General features: G+C 65.4%; 14 protein-coding genes and 1 pseudogene. 8 read left to right on the top strand and 7 right to left on the bottom strand.

What is annotated here, in order from left to right:
• Positions 1 to 246 precede the first annotated feature (246 nt).
• From POS17_RS13650 to POS17_RS13630, 5 genes are all read left to right on the top strand, one after another.
• Entirely contained in the window at positions 247 to 771 is a 525-nt protein-coding gene (locus POS17_RS13650; protein WP_060839048.1) for a sigma-70 family RNA polymerase sigma factor, read from the top strand.
• A gap of 6 nt (positions 772 to 777) precedes the next feature.
• Positions 778 to 1755, top strand: a complete 978-nt coding sequence (locus tag POS17_RS13645; RefSeq protein WP_060839047.1) for a FecR domain-containing protein — start codon at positions 778 to 780, stop codon at positions 1753 to 1755.
• Positions 1756 to 1869: 114 nt separating this feature from the next.
• Positions 1870 to 4350 (top strand): TonB-dependent siderophore receptor, encoded by a 2481-nt coding sequence (locus tag POS17_RS13640; protein ID WP_060839046.1) that lies wholly within the window; start codon positions 1870 to 1872, stop codon positions 4348 to 4350.
• Between the two features lie 83 nt (positions 4351 to 4433).
• Entirely contained in the window at positions 4434 to 4937 is a 504-nt protein-coding gene (locus POS17_RS13635; RefSeq protein WP_060841934.1) for a VOC family protein, read from the top strand.
• A gap of 36 nt (positions 4938 to 4973) precedes the next feature.
• Positions 4974 to 5807: an AraC family transcriptional regulator gene (locus tag POS17_RS13630; RefSeq protein WP_060839045.1), complete on the top strand. Its 834-nt coding sequence runs from the start codon at positions 4974 to 4976 to the stop codon at positions 5805 to 5807.
• Here the strand turns inward: POS17_RS13630 and POS17_RS13625 are convergent.
• The 7 genes and pseudogenes from POS17_RS13625 to POS17_RS13600 form a co-directional block, all read right to left on the bottom strand.
• Positions 5804 to 6388, bottom strand: coding sequence for a LysE family translocator (locus tag POS17_RS13625; RefSeq protein ID WP_060839044.1), 585 nt, complete (start codon positions 6386 to 6388; stop codon positions 5804 to 5806). The genes POS17_RS13630 and POS17_RS13625 overlap by 4 nt on opposite strands.
• Positions 6389 to 6480: 92 nt before the next feature.
• Positions 6481 to 6810, bottom strand: coding sequence for a DUF6388 family protein (locus tag POS17_RS13620; protein WP_060839043.1), 330 nt, complete (start codon positions 6808 to 6810; stop codon positions 6481 to 6483).
• 61 nt (positions 6811 to 6871) lie between these two features.
• Positions 6872 to 7804 carry a chemotaxis protein CheV gene (locus tag POS17_RS13615; RefSeq protein WP_060839042.1) on the bottom strand — a complete coding sequence of 311 codons (933 nt, stop codon included), beginning with the start codon at positions 7802 to 7804 and terminating at the stop codon, positions 6872 to 6874.
• A 69-nt stretch (positions 7805 to 7873) separates the two neighbouring features.
• Complete coding sequence (locus tag POS17_RS13610; RefSeq protein ID WP_442963170.1) at positions 7874 to 9043, bottom strand: methyl-accepting chemotaxis protein; 1170 nt, start codon at positions 9041 to 9043, stop codon at positions 7874 to 7876.
• 81 nt (positions 9044 to 9124) lie between these two features.
• Positions 9125 to 9439, bottom strand: a pseudogene (locus POS17_RS32705) (PAS domain-containing protein); the annotation flags it as partial.
• Positions 9440 to 9718: 279 nt separating this feature from the next.
• The gene (locus POS17_RS13605; RefSeq protein ID WP_060839040.1) at positions 9719 to 14167 is read right to left on the bottom strand and encodes a PAS domain-containing hybrid sensor histidine kinase/response regulator; all 4449 of its coding nucleotides are present in this window, start codon (positions 14165 to 14167) and stop codon (positions 9719 to 9721) included.
• 52 nt (positions 14168 to 14219) lie between these two features.
• The gene (locus tag POS17_RS13600; RefSeq protein WP_060839039.1) at positions 14220 to 15911 is read right to left on the bottom strand and encodes a putative bifunctional diguanylate cyclase/phosphodiesterase; all 1692 of its coding nucleotides are present in this window, start codon (positions 15909 to 15911) and stop codon (positions 14220 to 14222) included.
• Positions 15912 to 16144: 233 nt separating this feature from the next.
• Between POS17_RS13600 and POS17_RS13595 the strand changes: the two genes are divergently transcribed.
• The 3 genes from POS17_RS13595 to POS17_RS13585 all read left to right on the top strand — a co-directional run bounded on the left by POS17_RS13595 (position 16145) and on the right by POS17_RS13585 (position 17999).
• Positions 16145 to 16618: a GNAT family N-acetyltransferase gene (locus POS17_RS13595; protein ID WP_060839038.1), complete on the top strand. Its 474-nt coding sequence runs from the start codon at positions 16145 to 16147 to the stop codon at positions 16616 to 16618.
• A 182-nt stretch (positions 16619 to 16800) separates the two neighbouring features.
• Entirely contained in the window at positions 16801 to 17346 is a 546-nt protein-coding gene (locus POS17_RS13590) for a GNAT family N-acetyltransferase (RefSeq protein ID WP_060839037.1), read from the top strand.
• A 113-nt stretch (positions 17347 to 17459) separates the two neighbouring features.
• Positions 17460 to 17999 carry a DUF3455 domain-containing protein gene (locus POS17_RS13585; protein WP_060839036.1) on the top strand — a complete coding sequence of 180 codons (540 nt, stop codon included), beginning with the start codon at positions 17460 to 17462 and terminating at the stop codon, positions 17997 to 17999.
• Positions 18000 to 18087 lie beyond the last annotated feature (88 nt).

The following is an 18087-nucleotide window of genomic DNA, read 5'->3' as shown; positions in this document are numbered from 1 at the left end:
AAACAGGGGGTGCAGGCGAAGATACCACTGTAGAAACCCTGGTCGGCAAGCACTCGATGGCACTGCCTTGAGTGTTTTATCGCCCCGGTGGCGCCAGACTTGACCCCGACGCCGCGCCTCGGGCCCGGCTGCACCCCGGTATAACGGCGAATCAATATCATTTGCAGCGTATCAGGGGTTTTGCTTTAATCGCGAGCAATTCCCATTTGCAACGCCACCCGCCACCGGACCACGCCCTTGCCTTCCATGCCGCCCGCCAGCCCCGCTCTGGTCCACAACCTCTATGACGCCCATCACCCCTGGCTCTATGAACTGTTGCGGCGCCGCCTGAACCACGCCTGGGATGCCGCCGATCTGGCCCACGAAATCTTCGTCCGGGTACTCAAGCGCCCGCCGCAGCTGGACGGCGAGGTGCAGCAGCGCTCCTACCTGGCCACCATCGCCCGGGGCCTGTGCATCGATCACTGGCGCCGCCGCCAGCTGGAACAGGCCTGGCTGCAGGCCCTGGCGGCGCGTCCGCCGGCGTTGCAACCGTCTCCGGAGCAGCGGGCGATCATCGTCGAGACCCTACACGAAGTGGACGCCATGCTCGGCCGCCTGCCCCAGCGGGTGCGCGAGGCCTTTCTCCTGGCGCAGTTGCATGGCCGTCCCTACAAGGCCATTGCCGAAGAACTGGGGGTCTCGGAGCGCATGGTGAAGAAATACCTGGCCCAGGCCCTGTTGCATTGCGCGCTGCTGGAGTCCGAACTCGACGGCCTGCTGATCGAGTAGAGACCCATGAGCGAACACGGCGCCCAGCGCTTGAGCCACGCCAGCCTGCAACAGGCCGCGCACTGGTACGTGCAATTGCAGGACGAGGCCGTCAGCGACGAACAACGCCGCCACTGGCAGGCCTGGCTCGAACAGCACCCGGAACACCGTCGGGCCTGGGGCTACGTCGAGCGGGTCAGCCAGTGCCTGCTGCCGCTGCAGGAGGCCGGCGCCCAGCAAGCCGCCGGCCAGGCCCTGCGCGGTGGCCGGCGAGCGCCACTGGGGCGGCGCCAGGTGCTCGGCGCCTTGCTGCTGCTCGGCCTGGGCTGGGGCACTTGGCGCGGTACGCCGCTGCCCCAGGCTCTGGGTCGCTGGCGGGCCGACTACGCCACCGGCACCGGGGAGATCCGCGAGGTCCGGCTCAGCGACGGCACCCACCTCTGGCTCAATGCCCTGAGCGCGCTGGATGTGCGCTACAGCGCCCGGGAGCGACTGTTGCAACTGCACCAGGGCGAAATCCTCATCGACACCGCCAGGGATCCGCAGCGACCGCTGCGGGTGGACACCGAACACGGACGGCTGCAGGCCCTGGGCACGCGCTTCAGCGTGCGCCGGGAGGGCGCCCGCACCCTGCTCAACGTCTACGCCGGCGCGGTGCAAGTGCACAGCGCCAAGAGCGGCCGGCAGCAGCGAGTCGACGCCGGCCAGCAGCTGGCCTTCGACGCCGTCGCGCTGGGTCCGCTGCAAGGCGCCAGCGCCGCTCGCGAAGCCTGGAGTCGCGGGCTGCTGCTGGCCGACAACCTGCCCCTGGCGCAACTGCTCGAAGAGTTGGGGCGCTATCGCCCGGGGCATCTGGGCTGTGACCCGGCCCTGGGTCGCTTGCCGGTGATGGGCGCCTTCCCCTTGCACGATTCCGACCAGGCCCTGGCCCTGCTGGAAGCCGCCCTGCCGGTGCGGGTCCAGCGCCTGACTGCCTGGTGGGTGACCCTTGAGCCTCGGGCCTGAACCCCGCGCCTGAACATCCGGCGAACATTTTTTTAAGGTTGCGGTTCCCTTTTGCCTGTCTGGTTCGGTTAACCGGGTAACAGCACTCACATTGCCGATCCACAAGGGAGCCCCATGCCAACCCCCAACCGTCCCCGCTTGCGCCCGTCCCTGCGTCCCCTGACCCTGTGCAGCGCCCTGCTGTGCCTGCCCGCCCCCTGGGCCCAGGCCACCGAAAACCCCGCCAGCCAGCAGGCGGACAGCCAGCGCCGGAGCTACGACATCGGCCCCGGCCCACTGGTCAGCGTGCTCAATCGCTTCGCCGAACAGAGCGCGGTCTTTGTCGCCGGGCACAACGACCTCGCCGCCGGCAAGCAGAGCCCAGGGCTGCGGGGCCGCTACAGCGTCGAACAAGCCCTGCAGCAGTTGCTCAAGGACAGCGGCCTGCAAGCCCAGGCCGTCAGCGGCGGGTATGTGCTGCAAGCGCTGCCGACCGCCAGCGGCCCGTTGCAGCTGGGCACCACTCAGGTGTCCGCCCAGGGCCTGGGCAGCGTCACCGAAGACAGCCGCAGCTACACCACCGGGGCCAGCGCCTCGGCCACCGGCCTCAACCTGTCGCTGCGGGAAACCCCGCAATCGGTGACGGTGATCACCCGCCAGCAACTGGACGACCAGGGCAGCAACAGCATCGCCGATGCCCTGCGCCGGGCCCCGGGGGTCAGCGTGCAGAACTACGACAGCGAACGCTGGGAGTTTTCCAGCCGCGGCCTGCCGATCACCAACTTCCAGTACGACGGGGTCAACGTCACCTACGACGGGGTCTACGACTACGGCACCACCAGCACCGACATGGCGACCTTCGACCGGGTGGAAATCATCAAGGGCGCCACCGGCCTGATGACCGGCTCCGGCGACCCCTCGGCCACCGTCAACCTGATCCGCAAGCGGCCGACCAAGGACTTCAAGGCCTCGGTCACCGGCACCCTCGGCTCCTGGGACAACTACCGCAGCGAAGGCGATATCTCCGGGCCACTGACCGAGACCGGCAACCTGCGCGGGCGCTTCGTCGGCGTCTACCAGGACCGCAGCTCGTACCTGGACCACTACCAGAACAGCAAGGACATCGCCTACGGCGTGCTGGAGGCCGACCTGACCCCCGACACCCTGCTGACGGTGGGCCTGGACCAGCAGAACACCCGCTCCCGGGGCGCCACCTGGACCGGCTTCCCGATGTACTTCAGCAACGGCTCGCGCACACACTTTTCCCGCTCGTTCAACCCGGCCACCGACTGGAGCCGTCGCGACTTCAAGAACCAGACCCTGTTCACCTCCCTGGAACAGCAACTGGCCCATGACTGGACCCTCAAGGTCAGCTACGACCACCTGCGCCGCGAGCACGACACCCTGCTGGGCTCGGCCAGCGGCGGCAACCCGGACCAGGCCAGCGGCGACGGCATGTTCATGTACATGGGCAAGTTCAAGGGCGAGCAGACCCAGGACAACCTCGACATCAACCTGCACGGCCCCTTCAGCCTGCTGGGCCGCGAACACGAGCTGATCGCCGGCTTCATGCTGATGAACGCCAAGCAGGACATCCCGGTCCACGGTTCGGTGTACCCGCCGGTGGGCGGCAGCATCTATCAGTGGCGCGGCGAATTCGCCAAGCCGGACATCCCGCAGATCGGCGACAACGACATCCTCCAGCGCCAGACCGGTGCCTACCTGGCCACCCGGCTCAAGCCCAGCGACGACCTGGCGGTGATCCTCGGCACCCGGGTCAGCGACTTCAAGGGCATCGACAACACCCGCTACTTCGAGCCCGGCCGCGCCGACGCGCGCCAGCGCTACCAGCAGACTGGAGTGGTCACGCCCTATGCCGGGCTGGTCTATGACCTCAACGACCGCTACTCGCTGTACACCAGCTACACCAGCATCTATCAGCCGCAGATGAGCAAGGACGCCGACGGCAGGATCCTCGACCCGGTGCAGGGCGACAGCTACGAAGCCGGGATCAAGGCCGAATACCTGGACGGCCGGGTCAATGCCAGCTTCGCGGTGTTTCATGTGCAGCAGGACAATGTCGCGCAACTGGTGGACGGCTGGGGCACCGATGCCGTCTACCGCCCGACCAAGGGCGCAACCACCAAGGGCTTCGAGGTCGAGGTGGCCGGCGAGCTGCTGGACGGCTGGAACCTGTCCGCCGGCTACAGCTACAACCACACCCGCGACGCCAATCACGACTACGTCTACGGCTCGGTCCTGCAAACCACCGAGCCGCAGCAGGTGGCGCGGCTGTTCAGCAGCTACCGCCTGCCCGGCGCCTGGGACCGCCTGACCCTGGGCGGCGGGGTCAACTGGCAGAGCCAATTCTTCGGCAAGGTCTACCAGCCCGACCCGAGCGACGCGGTCAACGGCGGGCATGACTCGCGCATCACCCAGGACGGCTACTTCCTGGTGGACGCCATGGCCCGCTACCAGTTCAGCCAGCACCTGAGCTCGACCCTGAACGTGAAGAACCTCTTCGACAAGAAGTACTACACCGGCATCGGCAACTTCGGCACCGGTTTCTACGGCGAGCCACGCAGCCTGCAACTGGCGACCCGCTGGGACTTCTGAGCGCGCCGATCCACGGTCGCGCTGCGCGGCAGCGGGTTGACTACGCTTGAGCCAGCGTGATCAACCCGCAGAGGACCGACACCATGCCACGTATCCAGACCATCACTCCGTGCCTGTGGTTCGACCACCAGGCACACGAGGCGGCACAGTTCTACTGCTCGGTCTTCGAACAGTCGCACATCACCCACATCAGCCACTACGGCAAGGCCGGCTTCGACATTCACGGACGCCCCGAGGGCTCGGTGATGAGCGTGGCGTTCGAACTCGACGGCCAGGGTTTCACCGCCCTCAACGGTGGCCCGCTGTTCTGCTTCAACGAAGCCATCTCCCTGCAAGTGCATTGCCGCAGCCAGGCCGAGCTGGATCACTACTGGAACGCCCTGGGTTTTGGCGGCCCGCCACAGGCGCAGCGCTGCGGCTGGCTCAAGGACCGCTTCGGGCTGTCCTGGCAGATCGTGCCGCAGTGCCTCACGCCGATGATCTGCGACCCCGACCCGGCCCGTTCGCAACGGGTGATGCAGGCCCTGCTGGGGATGAAAAAACTCGATATCGCGACGCTGCAACGCGCCTTCGACGGCCAGAGCTAATACAATCGCGCCAGCTTTCGCAGACGGACAACCTCAATGAAGCCTGCCCTCACCGCCGACCAGGAACCGCAGTTCTGGCGCGACCCTGCCCTGCCGTTCATCGAAGCCCGCTCCATCGCCGATGGCCGCAAGGTCTGCTACAGCCGCCATGCCCACCAACAGTTCTCCATCGGCAGCATCACCGCGGGTGTCAGCACTTACCTCAGCGGCCACTCGCAGTGGCGGGTCAGCCGCGGCACCGTGGTGCTGATGAACCCGGGGGTGGTGCACGCCTGCAACCCGATCGACGATCAGCCCTGGTCCTATCGCATGCTGTATGTCGACACGCCCTGGCTGACCGCCCTGCAGCACGACCTGGGCTTTTGCGCCGAGCTGGGCTTTCGGCCGTTTCGCGAGACTCACAGCCGCGACCCGCAGCTGTTCGCCGAGCTGGAGCAGCTGTACCGGACCCTGGTGGCCGCCGAGGCCGAGCCTCTGCTCAAGCACAGCGCCGTGGTGAGCTTTTTCAGCGACCTGCAGCAGCGCCTGAACCCCGCCGAGGCGCCGCCCCGGGGCGACAACCGCAAACTGCAGGAAGCCGCCGACTACATCCGCCGGCATTGCACCCAGGCCCTGAGCCTGGACGACCTGTGCCAGGCGGCGCAGCTGTCACCGTCCTACCTGATCCGCGCTTTCAAGCAGCAGTTCGGCATGCCGCCCCACGCCTACCTGGTGAACCAGCGGGTGCAGTTCGCCCAGGCCCGCCTGCGCAGCGGCGCGCCGATCGCCGAGGTGGCGCTGGAGGCCGGCTTTGCCGATCAGGCGCATTTCCAGCGCGCCTTCAAACAGCACCTGGCGGCCACTCCCGGCCAGTACCGCGGCCAGCGCTAGAACAGCAGATAAGCCGCGCTGGCAGCCAGCAACGCCGCCATGCTGCGGTTGAACAGACGCACCCCCGGCGGATGACTCAGGTAGTGGCGCAGGCAGCTGCCGACATAGGCCCAGCAGGCAATCGACAGGTAGCAGATCACCAGGTACACCGCGGTAAACAGCCACACCTGGCGCAGCTCGCCGTCGGCGGCAAAGGCCCCCATGCCGGCCACGCAGGCCAGCCAGGCCTTGGGATTGAGCCACTGCATCAGCGCGCCATACCAGGCCGAAGGCGCCCGCGCCTGGTCCTGGGTGTCGAGCCGGCCATCGTCGCTGGCCAGTTTCCAGGCCATGAACAGCAGGAAGGCCACGCCAAACAGGCGAATGCCCTGGGTCAGGATCGGCCATTGGCGCAGCAGTTCGTGCAGCCCCAGGCCGATCAGCACCAGCAGCCCGACGAAGCCCAAGGTGGCTCCGGTCACATGGCGCATGCTGCTGCGCAAGCCAAAACGCGCGCCGCTGCTGAGGGCGACGATGTTCACCGGCCCCGGGGTGATGGAAGCGGCCAGGGCAAAGGCCGCCATGGAAAACACCAGGCTCATGTCTTGTTTCTCCAATCTGGGTCGGATTGACCGCCGCCCAGATTAGGGAGCCAGGATCGCGGCGTATTGAAGAAAACTGCCCTCGTCGGCCTCTAGCAGTGCAAGTGATTGAGCTGGCAATACTGGTCCCACTCCATGTCCACCATCTCGGCGATTTCCCGATGTGCCTCGAGGGTCATCCGCTTCAGTTCCTGGGGCGTGCGGGCAATGAACGACAGCGCCAGCTCCCAGTTGCCCATGCCGCGCAAGCGGGCTTCTTCGTCAAACAGCCGACTGGCGTGCTGGATCTGCAACTCGCTCAAGTCCCCGGGTTGCCAGGGGCGTCCCGAGGATGGGCCAAGCCCCAGCTGGGCCGCGAGCTCCGGACGTTCGGCGAGGTAACGCAGCAAGGCTTGCTGATAGTCGAGTTCAGACATTTGCATGACGCTCACTCCCACCATGAAGTCAATCCCGGGCACTGCCTCACTGCCCCGGGGGGCCGGCTCACGCCGGCGTCAGGCTGGCGATCCGGTCCACCACCCGCCCGGCCAGATCGTCGGGGCGGAACTTGGCGAGAAAATCATCGGCACCGACCTTCTTCACCATGGCCTGGTTGAAGGCCCCGGACAGCGAGGTATGGAGCACGATGTAGAGTTGCCTCATGCGCGGGTCGTTGCGCACTTGCGCGGTGAGGGTGTAGCCGTCCATTTCCGGCATTTCGATATCGGAGATCATCATCAGGAACTCCTCGTCCGGGCGCTTGCCCGCGTCGAGCAGGGCCTGCAGGTACTCCAGCGCCTCGCGGCCGTCCTTCAACGACACCACTTGCACCCCGACGCTCTCCAGGCAGCGGGTCACCTGCTTGCGTGCCACCGCCGAGTCGTCCACCGTCAGCACCCGCCAATGGGCCGCAGCGACCTGGGTCTGCGGCGGGATCACCCCCTGGGAGATGTCCTCGCAGACCGGCGACACCTCGGCCAGGACCTTCTCCACGTCGATGATCTCCACCATGCGCTCGCCGACCCGGGTCACCGCCGTCAGGTAGTTGTCCAGGCCGCTGCCTTTGGGTGGCGGGTGAATTTCCTCCCAGTTCAGGTTGACGATGTGCTCCACCGCACTGACCAGGAAACCCTGGGTCTTGTTGTTGTACTCGGTAATGATCACGTAAGCGTTGTCGATATCCTCGACTCCGGGCAAACCGGTGGCCAGTGCCAGGTCAAGTATCGGAATGGATACACCGCGAACATTGGCCACGCCACACACCACCGAATGTGACATGGGCAGTACATTCAACTTGGGGCACTTGAGAACTTCTCTGACTTTAAAGACGTTGATGCCGTACAACTGTGACTCATTAAAACGAAACAACAATAGTTCCAGACGATTCTGCCCGGCCAACTGAGTACGGCTATTCACCGCTTCCATCACACTGGACATATGAACCCCCTGCCCTGATCTAGTTGATCAATCGGCGATTAAATGAAAGTTGCTGACTGCTGTTGGCGTTCAACTATTGAAACGGGTCACCAAGGCGTTCAGTTCGTGAGCGGTAGACTCCAGATCGCCGCCCACGGTGGACGAATGCACGGCAATCTCGGCGTTCTGGTCCGAAACCCGGGCAATTTTGGTGATCTGCTCGGAGATTTCCTCGGCGACATGGGCTTGCTGCTCCGAGGCGGCGGCCATTTGCTGGCTCATCTGGTGAATGCGTTCCACCGCCGAGTTGATGCCATTCAGGGCTTCCTGGGTGCTGATCACCTGGGCCACCCCGGACCGCGCTTCGACGCTGCCCTGGCGCGCCACTTCCACTGCCTGGGTGGCCACTTCCTGCAGGGTAACGATGATGCGCTGGATGCTCTGGGTCGACTCCTGGGTCTTGGAGGCCAGGGCCCGGACCTCGTCGGCCACCACCGCGAAACCGCGGCCCTGCTCACCGGCCCGGGCGGCCTCGATCGCCGCGTTGAGGGCCAGCAAATTGGTCTGCTCGGCAATGGAGCGGATCATGTTGGCCGCCTGCTGGATCGACTGGGTTTCCGCGGCCAGGCCCTCCACGGACTGGCTGACCGCATCCACGGTGTCCGCCAGCTTCTCGATCACCACCCGGGTTTTCTGGGCTTCCTCGGAGCCCACCTGGGTCAGGTTGTTGACCTGATCGGCGGCCGAGGCGGTGTCGTGGATATGCACCGACACCTCGGAAATCGACGAGGCCATCTGGTTCATCGCGGTGGCCGCCATGTCCGCTTCGTCGCGCTGCTTGCCCAGGGCGGTTTCCGCCTGCTTGGACAGACTCTGGCTGGTGGATGCCAGGGACGCCGCCTGGTTGGCGTAGTCGCCAAGCCGGCTGAGGGCGGTGCGGATTTTCGCCGATTCGCTGATCAGGATCATCTGCAACTGGGCCACCGGGCCGTGTTCGTCGGTGTAGGTACGCGCGATCAGCTCGCTGTCGAAACTGCCCAGAGACACCGAGCTGATGCGCTGCAACATCTGCCGCGCGCGATAGAAGGCATACCCCTGTACCGCGAAATAACCGGGAACCGCCGCCCCCAGTGCCGCCCAGGGGCCACCCAGCCAATAGGCCCCGGCCGTAGCCGCGAGGGCCAGCAGCGGCGGCAAGGCAAAGCCGCAGACGCTGGCCACCCGGTAGCTCCAGGGCAAGGCCAGGTTGTCGCTGCGCATGCGTTGATAGAGGGCGCCGGCGCGTTCCACCTGTTCGCGCTCAGGCTTGACCCGCACCGACTCGTAGCCGGCAATCACGCCCTTGCTGAAGATCGGCGTGACGTAGGCGTTGACCCAGTAGTGGTCACCGTTGCTGCTGCGGTTCTTGACGATGCCCATCCAGCTCTTGCCGTCCTTGAGGTAGGACCACATGTGCGCGAACACCGCTTCGGGCATGTCCGGATGGCGCACGATATTGTGCGGGCTGCCGATCAGTTCTTCGCGGCTGAAACCACTGACCGCAACAAACTCGTCATTGCAGTAAGTGATCTTGCCGTGAACATCAGTGGCGGAAATCAGCCGTTGTTCTGCAGGAAACACCAGCTCGCGCTGGGTCACAGGAAGATTGTTTCTCATCTAAAGAGCCTCGCAGGAAAGTGTTCATTTTCCATTCGGTATCAAATAAAGATTTCCGCATCCTGCGATGACTCGAAGACTTCCTCTGCCGACTTGCAGAACTTTTCAGAGCCAAGTGGATTATTGCAAATGGCCATTATCAATCCAGTCGAGGCAAGTCTAGATTCCGGCGTCAAAAAAAGTGTGAAAATTTCATAAAGCCATTCAACTTAGAGGGCAAAAAATCAAAGATTTTCTGATGTAAATCAACAATTGAAGCCAGAATAGAAAGCTAGCTTTCTAGTTGTTGAGAAGCATTCTTTCCAAAACACTTTGCGCCCGCACAAACTCCATCCGCTGAACATGGGCCACGAACTCGTCGAACGTCGTTCTATCGACCGGCAACGCATGTTGCGCCAGGGCTTCAGTGAGCGTCAGGGCCTGCAAGTTGCTCTGCCGCAACAGCGGCAGAATCTCCTGCAGGGCGCTCTGGAAAAGCGCCAGGTGCAAAATGTCTTGAGAGGCGCGGGCCATCTCCGGTGAAACACGGCCGAACTCCACCTGCAAGCTCGCCAACGTGCTGGCCAGCAACCGTTGCAGTTCATCCAGATGGCCCTCGGTGAGGGTCAGCTGCAGCGCCGCGCCGTCTCGCAGGGGCTGTTCCAGCTCTGCGCAGTAGAGCGCGAACCCGCGTCCCCCGAGGTTGCCGGCAGCGCCCTTGAGGGTATGCAGCAGGTAGCAGGCGTCCTTGGCGTTGTCCTGGGCAAGACTCTGGCGCAGCCGTTCGAGCAGTTCTCCCAGCGTGGCCTCCGAGCCCTCGAGCACCTGCTTGAGCAAGTCACGGTTACCGCCGAAGCGTTCGAGAATCAGCGTCGGATCCTCGAGCAGGCCGGTGTCCGTGGAGGGCTCGGCAACCTGCGCGGCCCGCACCGCACCACCGGTCCAGAACAACAGGCTGTTGACCAACTGCGGCAGGTTGATCGGTTTGCCGACGTGGTCATCCATGCCCGCGGCCAGGCAGCTCTGGCGGTCGGCCTGGGAGGCATTGGCGGTCATGGCAATGATCGGCAGGCGGGCAAAGCGCGCATCGGCGCGGATCCGCCGGGTGGCTTCATAACCATCGATATCAGGCATCTGGATGTCCATCAGCACCGCCGAAAAGGGCTCTTGGGCATCAAGGGCCATCTGCACCCCCTGCAGCCCGCCGTCGGCCAACTGTACCTGGGCCCCTTCCAGGGTCAGCAGTTCCCGGGCGATCTGCCGGTTCAAGGCGTTGTCTTCCACCACCAGCAACCGCAGGCCACTGAGGGTCGAGCGCCGTACGGGCGTCTTGGCCGGCGGGTCATCGAGGGCGGCAGTGCGCTCGGCCAGCAGCGCCTGCGCCAGTTGCCGGGGGGTAAAGGGCTTGCTCAGGTAGTGGGCAAAGGGCGCCTCGGCGCAGTCCAGCCGGACCAGCAGCGCCGTGGCATCGTGGTGACTGAGCATCACCACTATCGGCGGTGCTTCAAGTCTCATGTCCTTGATCAGTTGGGCGGCGTGCAGGCCGTCCATGCCCGGCATCAGCCAATCCAGCAGGACCAGATCGAACGCCTCGCCCCGGGCCGCGGCGGCATCCACGACGAGCAAGGCCTGAGCGCCGCTGGCGGCGTGTTCGACGCTCCAGCCGAAGTTGCGCAAGGTGCGCACATTCAGCGCCAGCGCCAGGGGGTGGTCATCCACCACCAGTACCCGCAGGGCCTTGCCGCCCAAGGGCAGGGTTTCGGCGACACAGGCGCCGTCCAGCCCCAGCTCCAGTTCGAAGCTGAAACAGCTGCCGGCGCCAAGCTGGCTGCGCACCTGCAACTGCCCGCCCATCAGCCGCACCAGGTGCTTGCAGATCGCCAGCCCCAGGCCGGTGCCGCCAAAACGCCGGGTGGTCGAGGCCTCGGCCTGATGGAAGCCTTCGAAAATCACCTGCAGGTGTTCGGCGCTGATGCCTATGCCGCTGTCACTCACCGCCACTTGCAAACGCACGCTGTGCTCGCGCTGTTCAAGCAGCTTCAGGGCCACCACCACCTGGCCCTGGGCGGTGAACTTCAGGGCATTGCCCGCCAGGTTGATCAGCACCTGCTGCAGGCGCAGGCTGTCGCCCACCAGGTTCAGCGGCAACTGCGGGTCGAGATCGAAGATCAGCTCGATATCGCCCACGCCCTGGTTGCCGGCCAGCACCACCGCCAGATCGCGCAGCAGCTGGTCGAGGTCGAAGGCGTGTTCCTCCAGCTGCAACTTGCCGGCCTCGATCTTCGAGTAGTCGAGAATGTCGTTGAGCAGCCCCAGCAGCGACTTGGCGGCGGTCTGCGCCTTGGTCGCGTAGTCCAGCTGGCGCGGCTCCAGGCCGGCCAGCTGCAGCAGTTGCAGCATGCCCAGCACGGCGTTCATCGGCGTACGGATCTCATGGCTCATGTTGGCCAGGAACGAAGACTTGGCCTGGCTCGCGGCATCCGCCTGCTCCTTGGCGTAGAGCAACTGGGACTGCAGTTCGCGCTGGGCGGTGATGTCCAGGTTGATCCCGGTCACCCGCAGCGCCTTGCCATCGGCGTTGCGCTCCACATAGGCCCCGGACTGGATGAAACGCACCTGCCCGCTGGGACTGACCACGCGAAAGATCGGATCGTAGATACCCTGGCCCGCCACCGCCTCTTCCAGCTTGCGTTGGGTCAGCTCCCGGTCCTCCGGGTGCACCCGGGCCAGCCAGTGCTCATAGTTCAAACCGTTGCCCCGCAGTTCCAGCGGCTGCTCGTAGAGCTCGAACATGCGCTCGTTCCAGTCCAGCGAGTGGTCATCGAGGTTCCAGGACCAGATCCCCAGCCTGGCCACTTCGGCGGCCATCAACAGTTGGTCGCGGGCGGCAGCCAGGGTCTTTTCCGCGGCCTTGCGCTCGGTGATGTCCACGGCGATGCCCAGGTAGCCGGTCAGTTGCCCGCCTTCATCACGCAAGGCACTGACCACCAGGGTCGCGGCGAAGTGCGAACCGTCCTTGCGCACCATGGTCCATTCGCGGGTTTGCGCCCCTTCGGTTTCCGACTGCTGGACGAACACGCGAAAGCCTTCGATGGGGCGCTGATGCTGGGCACTGAGTTCGATGCCGCGCTGGCGGACCTCTTCCGGCAGGTGGATCACCTCCGGGGTGTGCAGCCCCACCAGCTCCTCGGCCAGGTAGCCCGACAGGCGCTCGGCGCCGCGATTGAACACACGGATGATGCCGTCGCGGTCGGTGGCGATGATCGCCACCTCCGAGGCCGAGCGCAGCACGCTGGAGAGCAGCAGGTTGATCTGCCCCAGTTCGGCGGTGCGTGCCGCCACCTGGTCCTCCAGGCTGGCGTTGAGCTCCAGAATCCGCGCCTCGGCGGCTTTCTGCGCGGTGATGTCACGGACCGTCTTCGAGGCGCCGATGACCTGACCGCGCTCATTGAGAATCGGCGAAGCGTTGATCGATACCTCCACCCGGCTGCCGTCCCGACGCAGGCGTTGGGTATCGAAGCTGTGCACCCGTTCGCCATTGCGCAGCTTGCGCAGGATCTGCTGTTCTTCCTGCGCCAGCTCCGGCGGCACGATCAGTTCCAGGATCAAGCGCCCCCGCGCCTGTTCGGCGCTATAGCCGAAAATCTCTTCGGCGCCGCGGTTCCAGCTGGTGACGCGCCCTTCCAGGGTCTTGCCGATGATGCCGTCGGTGGAGCTCTCGACGATGGCCGCGAGCCGGGTCTGGTCACGGCGCAAGCGGTTCTGCCGGTTGACCCCCAGGGCGATGATGGTGCCCACCACCACGAGAAACAGGGTCAACAGGCCACCGACCCACAGGACCCAGGCCAACGAGGTCTGATGCAGCGGCTCGACGAACCCCGGCCCCACGCTGAACTCGAAGGCCCAGCGCCGCCCGAACACCTGTTCCTCACGGGTCCGCAAGGCCAGCGTGTCCTGCAACGGCTGGGTCGAGCTGGCAAAAAAGCTGCCGGCGTCGGCGTCATCGGTGATGTCGCGCAACACCAGGCGCTGGCTGGCAGGATCGAACGACAGATCCTTGAGCACCTGGTTCATCACCAGGGGCGCAAAGGTCCAGCCAAGGAGCTGGGCCTCACGCTCCTGCGGCGAGGGCGGCACTTCGGCGCTGCGGTACACCGGCAACAGGAACAGCAACGAGCCCATCACCACGCCGGGCTCCTGGCGCAGCGACAAGGGCCCGGTCAGCCGCGGCTCGCCACTGCGCATCGCGGCCACCGCGGCCGCCCGGCGCACCGGCTCCGACGCCAGGTCCAGGCCCAGGGCCGACTGGTTCGGCGCCAGCGGTTCGATGTACTGCACCACGTAACGATCACCGTGGTGGGGCTGCCATTGCTGCAGGTGAAAGCCCGGCGCGCCGTCGAGTTGCGCCGCGGCCAGGAACGAGCTCTCCTGCGCCTCGGGCACACGCCGGACAAAGCCGAAACCGTGGGCGCCGAAAAACTCCCTGTGCAGGTCCCGACCCTGGCTATAGCGATAGAAGATCTCCCGGCTCACGCCATCTGCACCGGCCGTGACAATCACCCCGCGGGCGCCGCGCAAGCCGTACTGGTACAAGGTCATGCGCTCCAGCACATGGTGCGCGGCGTCCTCGGCGGCCCGCGACACCGCCTGTTCCAGCTGATGGGCGTTGACCCGTGCCACCAGCCAGTAAACCGCGGCGGTGGCGCTGCTACCCAGGACACTGATCAGCGCCAGGTAGACAAATCCCATTTGCACAGTGCGTCCAGGCTTCACGGGCGATCCTCGTCGGGGCCGGCAGGGTTCAGGGCAGCGCCGGCAGGCGGCCCGCGGCCAGGTACTCACTCATGTTGGGGTACGACAGCGGACGGCAGTACAGAAAACCCTGCATCACGTGGCAGCCCTGGGCGGACAGGGCCCGGGCCTGTTCCTCGGTCTCCACGCCCTCGGCGACCAGCTGCAGGCCCAGGGCCAGCCCCAGCTGGATGATGGCCTGGGTAATCGCCGCGTCACTGGGATCGCTGACCATGTCCCGCACGAAACTCTGGTCGATCTTCAGCACATCGATGGGCAAGCGCTTGAGGTAGGCCAGGCTGGAATAGCCAGTGCCAAAATCATCGATGGCGATGCTCACCCCCAGGGCCTTCAGGTCGCTGAGCAAGTCGCAGCTGTGCTCGCCGTCCACCAGCGCCAGCACCCCTTCGGTGATTTCCAGTTCCAGGGTCCGGGGTTCGATGGCGCTTTCCGCGAGCGCCTGCTTGACCAGATCGAGAAACTGCGGATCGGAAAACTGCAGCGGCGAGATGTTCACGCTGACGCTGATGGCATGCCCCTGTTCGTTCCATTGGCGGATCGCCCGACACGCCTGGCGCAACACCCAGCGCCCCAGGGGCACGATCAGCCCGCAATCCTCGGCCAGGGGAATGAACTCGGCGGGAGAGATCATCCTGCCGTGCTCGTCGCGCAAACGCAGCAGGGCTTCGACGCCGACCACCCGCTGCAGGCGCAGATCGACCTTGGCCTGATAGAACACCTCGAAGCGCTCCTGCTCCAGCGCGGTGCGCATCTCCTGTTCCAACTGATGCCGGGCACGGACCCGCTGATGGGTCGGGTGGTCGAAGAAGCGGTACTGCCCGCGCCCCGCCTGCTTGGCCTGATGCGCTGCGGCGTCGGCGTGCTGCAGCAGGGACTCGGCGTCCAGGCTGTCATCGGGATAGACACTGATGCCGATGCTGGCGGTCAGGTCATAGCGCGACGGGCCGATCACCAGCGGCTGGGCGATGGTCTGCATGACCCGCTCGGCGCATTCGCTCAAGTCGTCCACGGTGTTCAGCTCGGGCACCAACAGCATGAACTCATCGCCGCCCTGGCGGCTCAGGGTGTCGGTCAGGCGGCAGCAATGGCGCAGGCGCAGGGCGATTTCCTGCAGCACCGCGTCGCCTTCGCGATGGCTGCTGGTGTCATTGATGACCTTGAAGTGGTCGATATCGATCGACAGCAAGCCGACCAGCCCCTGGCCCGCGGCGGCCTGGCGAATGGCCTGTTCCGTGCGGTCGTGCAGCAATTGACGGTTGGGCAACTGGGTCAGGGGGTCGTAGTTGGCCAGGCGCCGGGACTCTTCGCCCAGCTTGATATGGGCTTCGACCCGCGCCCGGGCAATGGGCACATTGATCGGTTTTTGCAGAAAATCGGCGCCGCCCAGGCGCAATGCGCGCAATTCGTGCTCGGTCTGGCGGTGCGAGGTGACGAAGATCACCGAGGCCTGGCACAGCCGCGGGTCGGACTTGATCAGCTCGCACACCGAGTAGCCATCCATGTCGGGCATTTCGATGTCCAGCAGGACAATGTCCGGGTGGCATTGGCGGGCCACTTCCAGGGCCTGGCTCCCCTGGGTGGCGACATAGACCTCGCCCAGGTCCTGAAGCGCCTGACCGAGTATCCGCAGGTCATTGACCTGATCGTCCACGATCAGAATGATCGGCTTGTGATTGAGCATCGCGCTGGTCCCTCTGCCCGATTCTCCGAGATGAATATCCTCCCCCGGCCAGAGAATCCTAGACCAAGATCCATGAGCACAATGCCACTACCTTGGTATAGGCCTGCAAGCCAGCATTTTTTAACGGTTCAAGCCAATGGGACGCAGTTGCACATACCCTGTCCACGCCCCGGACCCCGGCGCTGCCGGCGTCCCACAACGCCCCGGACCGACCGGAGCTGGAGTGAACGTTGATGGAACACCTCGAACTGCGCCCGGCCGCTCGCGACGACTGGCCCTGCCTGGAAAACCTCATGCAGTTCTATCTCTATGAGCTGAGCCGGTGGCTGCCCATCAAACTGGCGGCCCAGGGGCTGTATGCCCTGCAGTCCCTGGACGACTACTGGCGCCACCCGGCCACCCATCCCTGGCTGATCCTGGTGGCGGGAGAGCTGGCGGGCTTTGCCGTCGTCGACCAGCAACGCTGCGACAGCGATGCCCGCCACAATCTCGGCTACCTGTTCATTGCCCGACGGTTCCGGCGCCTGGGCGTCGGCCGGCAGGTGGCGCAACAGCTGTTCGAGCAGCACAAGGGGCCCTGGCAGGTGATGCACTTCGAGGCCAACCTGCCCGCCCGGGATTTCTGGCAGGCCATGCTGGCGGGGCAAACCCCGACCTCGATCGTCGCCCAGGGCTATCCCGCCAGCCTGTACCGTTGGCCGGGCTGACGCCGCACCGGCACCCGCGCCGGGTTGCCCAGGCTGCGCTGGCGCGCGGCTTCCGGCACCGCACCTTGACGACATTGGCAACGTCCGCGCCGATCGCCTACCTTCTCCGGGACCACCCGCACAGGCCCGGCCCCCCCCGCCGCCTGGCGCTCCACCTGCGCTTGATGCAAAGAGCCTCGTCCATGTCATCGTCCACCACCCGCACCACACGCCTGCTGTTACGTCCACCGACCCTGGCCGACCTGCCGCAGGCCTGCGCCATCCACGGCGACCCGCAGACCCACCGCTTCAACCCCAGCGGCCCCGACAGCGCCGAAGCCACCAGCGACCGGCTGCACAGCTGGATTGCCCATTGGCAGCAGTACGGCTTTGGCTACTGGGCCATCGCCCGGCTGGACGCACCGCAGCAGCTCATCGGCTTTGGCGGGCTCATGCGGGCGCACTTCGGGCAGGAGGCCGGGCTGAACCTGTACTTTCGCTTCACCCCCCAAGCCTGGGGCCAGGGTTTCGCCAACGAGATGGCCCAGGCGGCCCTGCAACTGGCCTTCGGCGAACTGCTGGCGCCCCGGGTCACCGGCCTGGTACGGCCCGACAACCTGCCGTCCAGGCGGGCCCTGGAACGCCTGGGGATGACCCTGGACGGCGAGCTGGAGGATTTTCCCGGGCAGCCACCGAGCCTGCTGTACCGGCTCAACGCCCAGGATCACCGGATGATCCGCAGCGGATGATATGCCGCTGCGCTGAATATTTTTTCTCGGCGCTGCATCCAGATACGTCGCTCAGGGGTAGTACCCATAGCAGTCCTGAAAACTGCCGAACCGATCCCCAATGGAGAGCCACCATGCACGCCAGACAACGTCTTCTCTGCCTCAGCGCAACCCTGACCATCGCCTGCCTCGGCGCCCTGCCCGCCGCCCAGGCGCAGAGCGCATTGCCCGACAGCATCAAGGTGCCAGAGGGCCACAAAGTTGCCCTGGAAACCGTGGGCACCGGTGAAATCACCTACGAATGCCGGGACAAGGCCAACGCACCGGGCGAGACCGAGTGGTTCTTCGTCGGTCCCAAGGCGGTGCTCAGCGATCGCGGCGGCAAAGTGCTGGGTGACTACTTCGGCCCACCGGCCACCTGGCAGGCCAAGGACGGTTCGAAGATCACCGGGACCCAGGTCGCCGTGGCACCGTCCAGCCCCGGCAACCTGCCCTATCAACTGGTCAAGGCCAATCCGGCCGAAGGCAAGGGGCTGATGAGCGGCATCAGCTACATTCAGCGAGTGGCCCTCAAGGGCGGCGTGGCCCCCGGCAGTGCTTGTACCGCGGCCAACAAGGGCACCCGCGAAACAGTGAAATACCAGGCGGACTACATCTTCTGGGCGGCCCGCTGACTCGCCCCGCAAGATGCCAGTACCGGCACCGGCAACTGGTCTACGCTGCTGACAGCCACCGCGCCGCCAGGGTGGCGGTGGCTGTCAT

The sequence above is a fragment of the Pseudomonas sp. Os17 genome (genome assembly GCF_001547895.1).
Classification (GTDB): domain Bacteria; phylum Pseudomonadota; class Gammaproteobacteria; order Pseudomonadales; family Pseudomonadaceae; genus Aquipseudomonas.
Note: the sequence above shows the minus strand (reverse complement) of the source record. Positions and strands in the feature narration are given on the sequence as shown.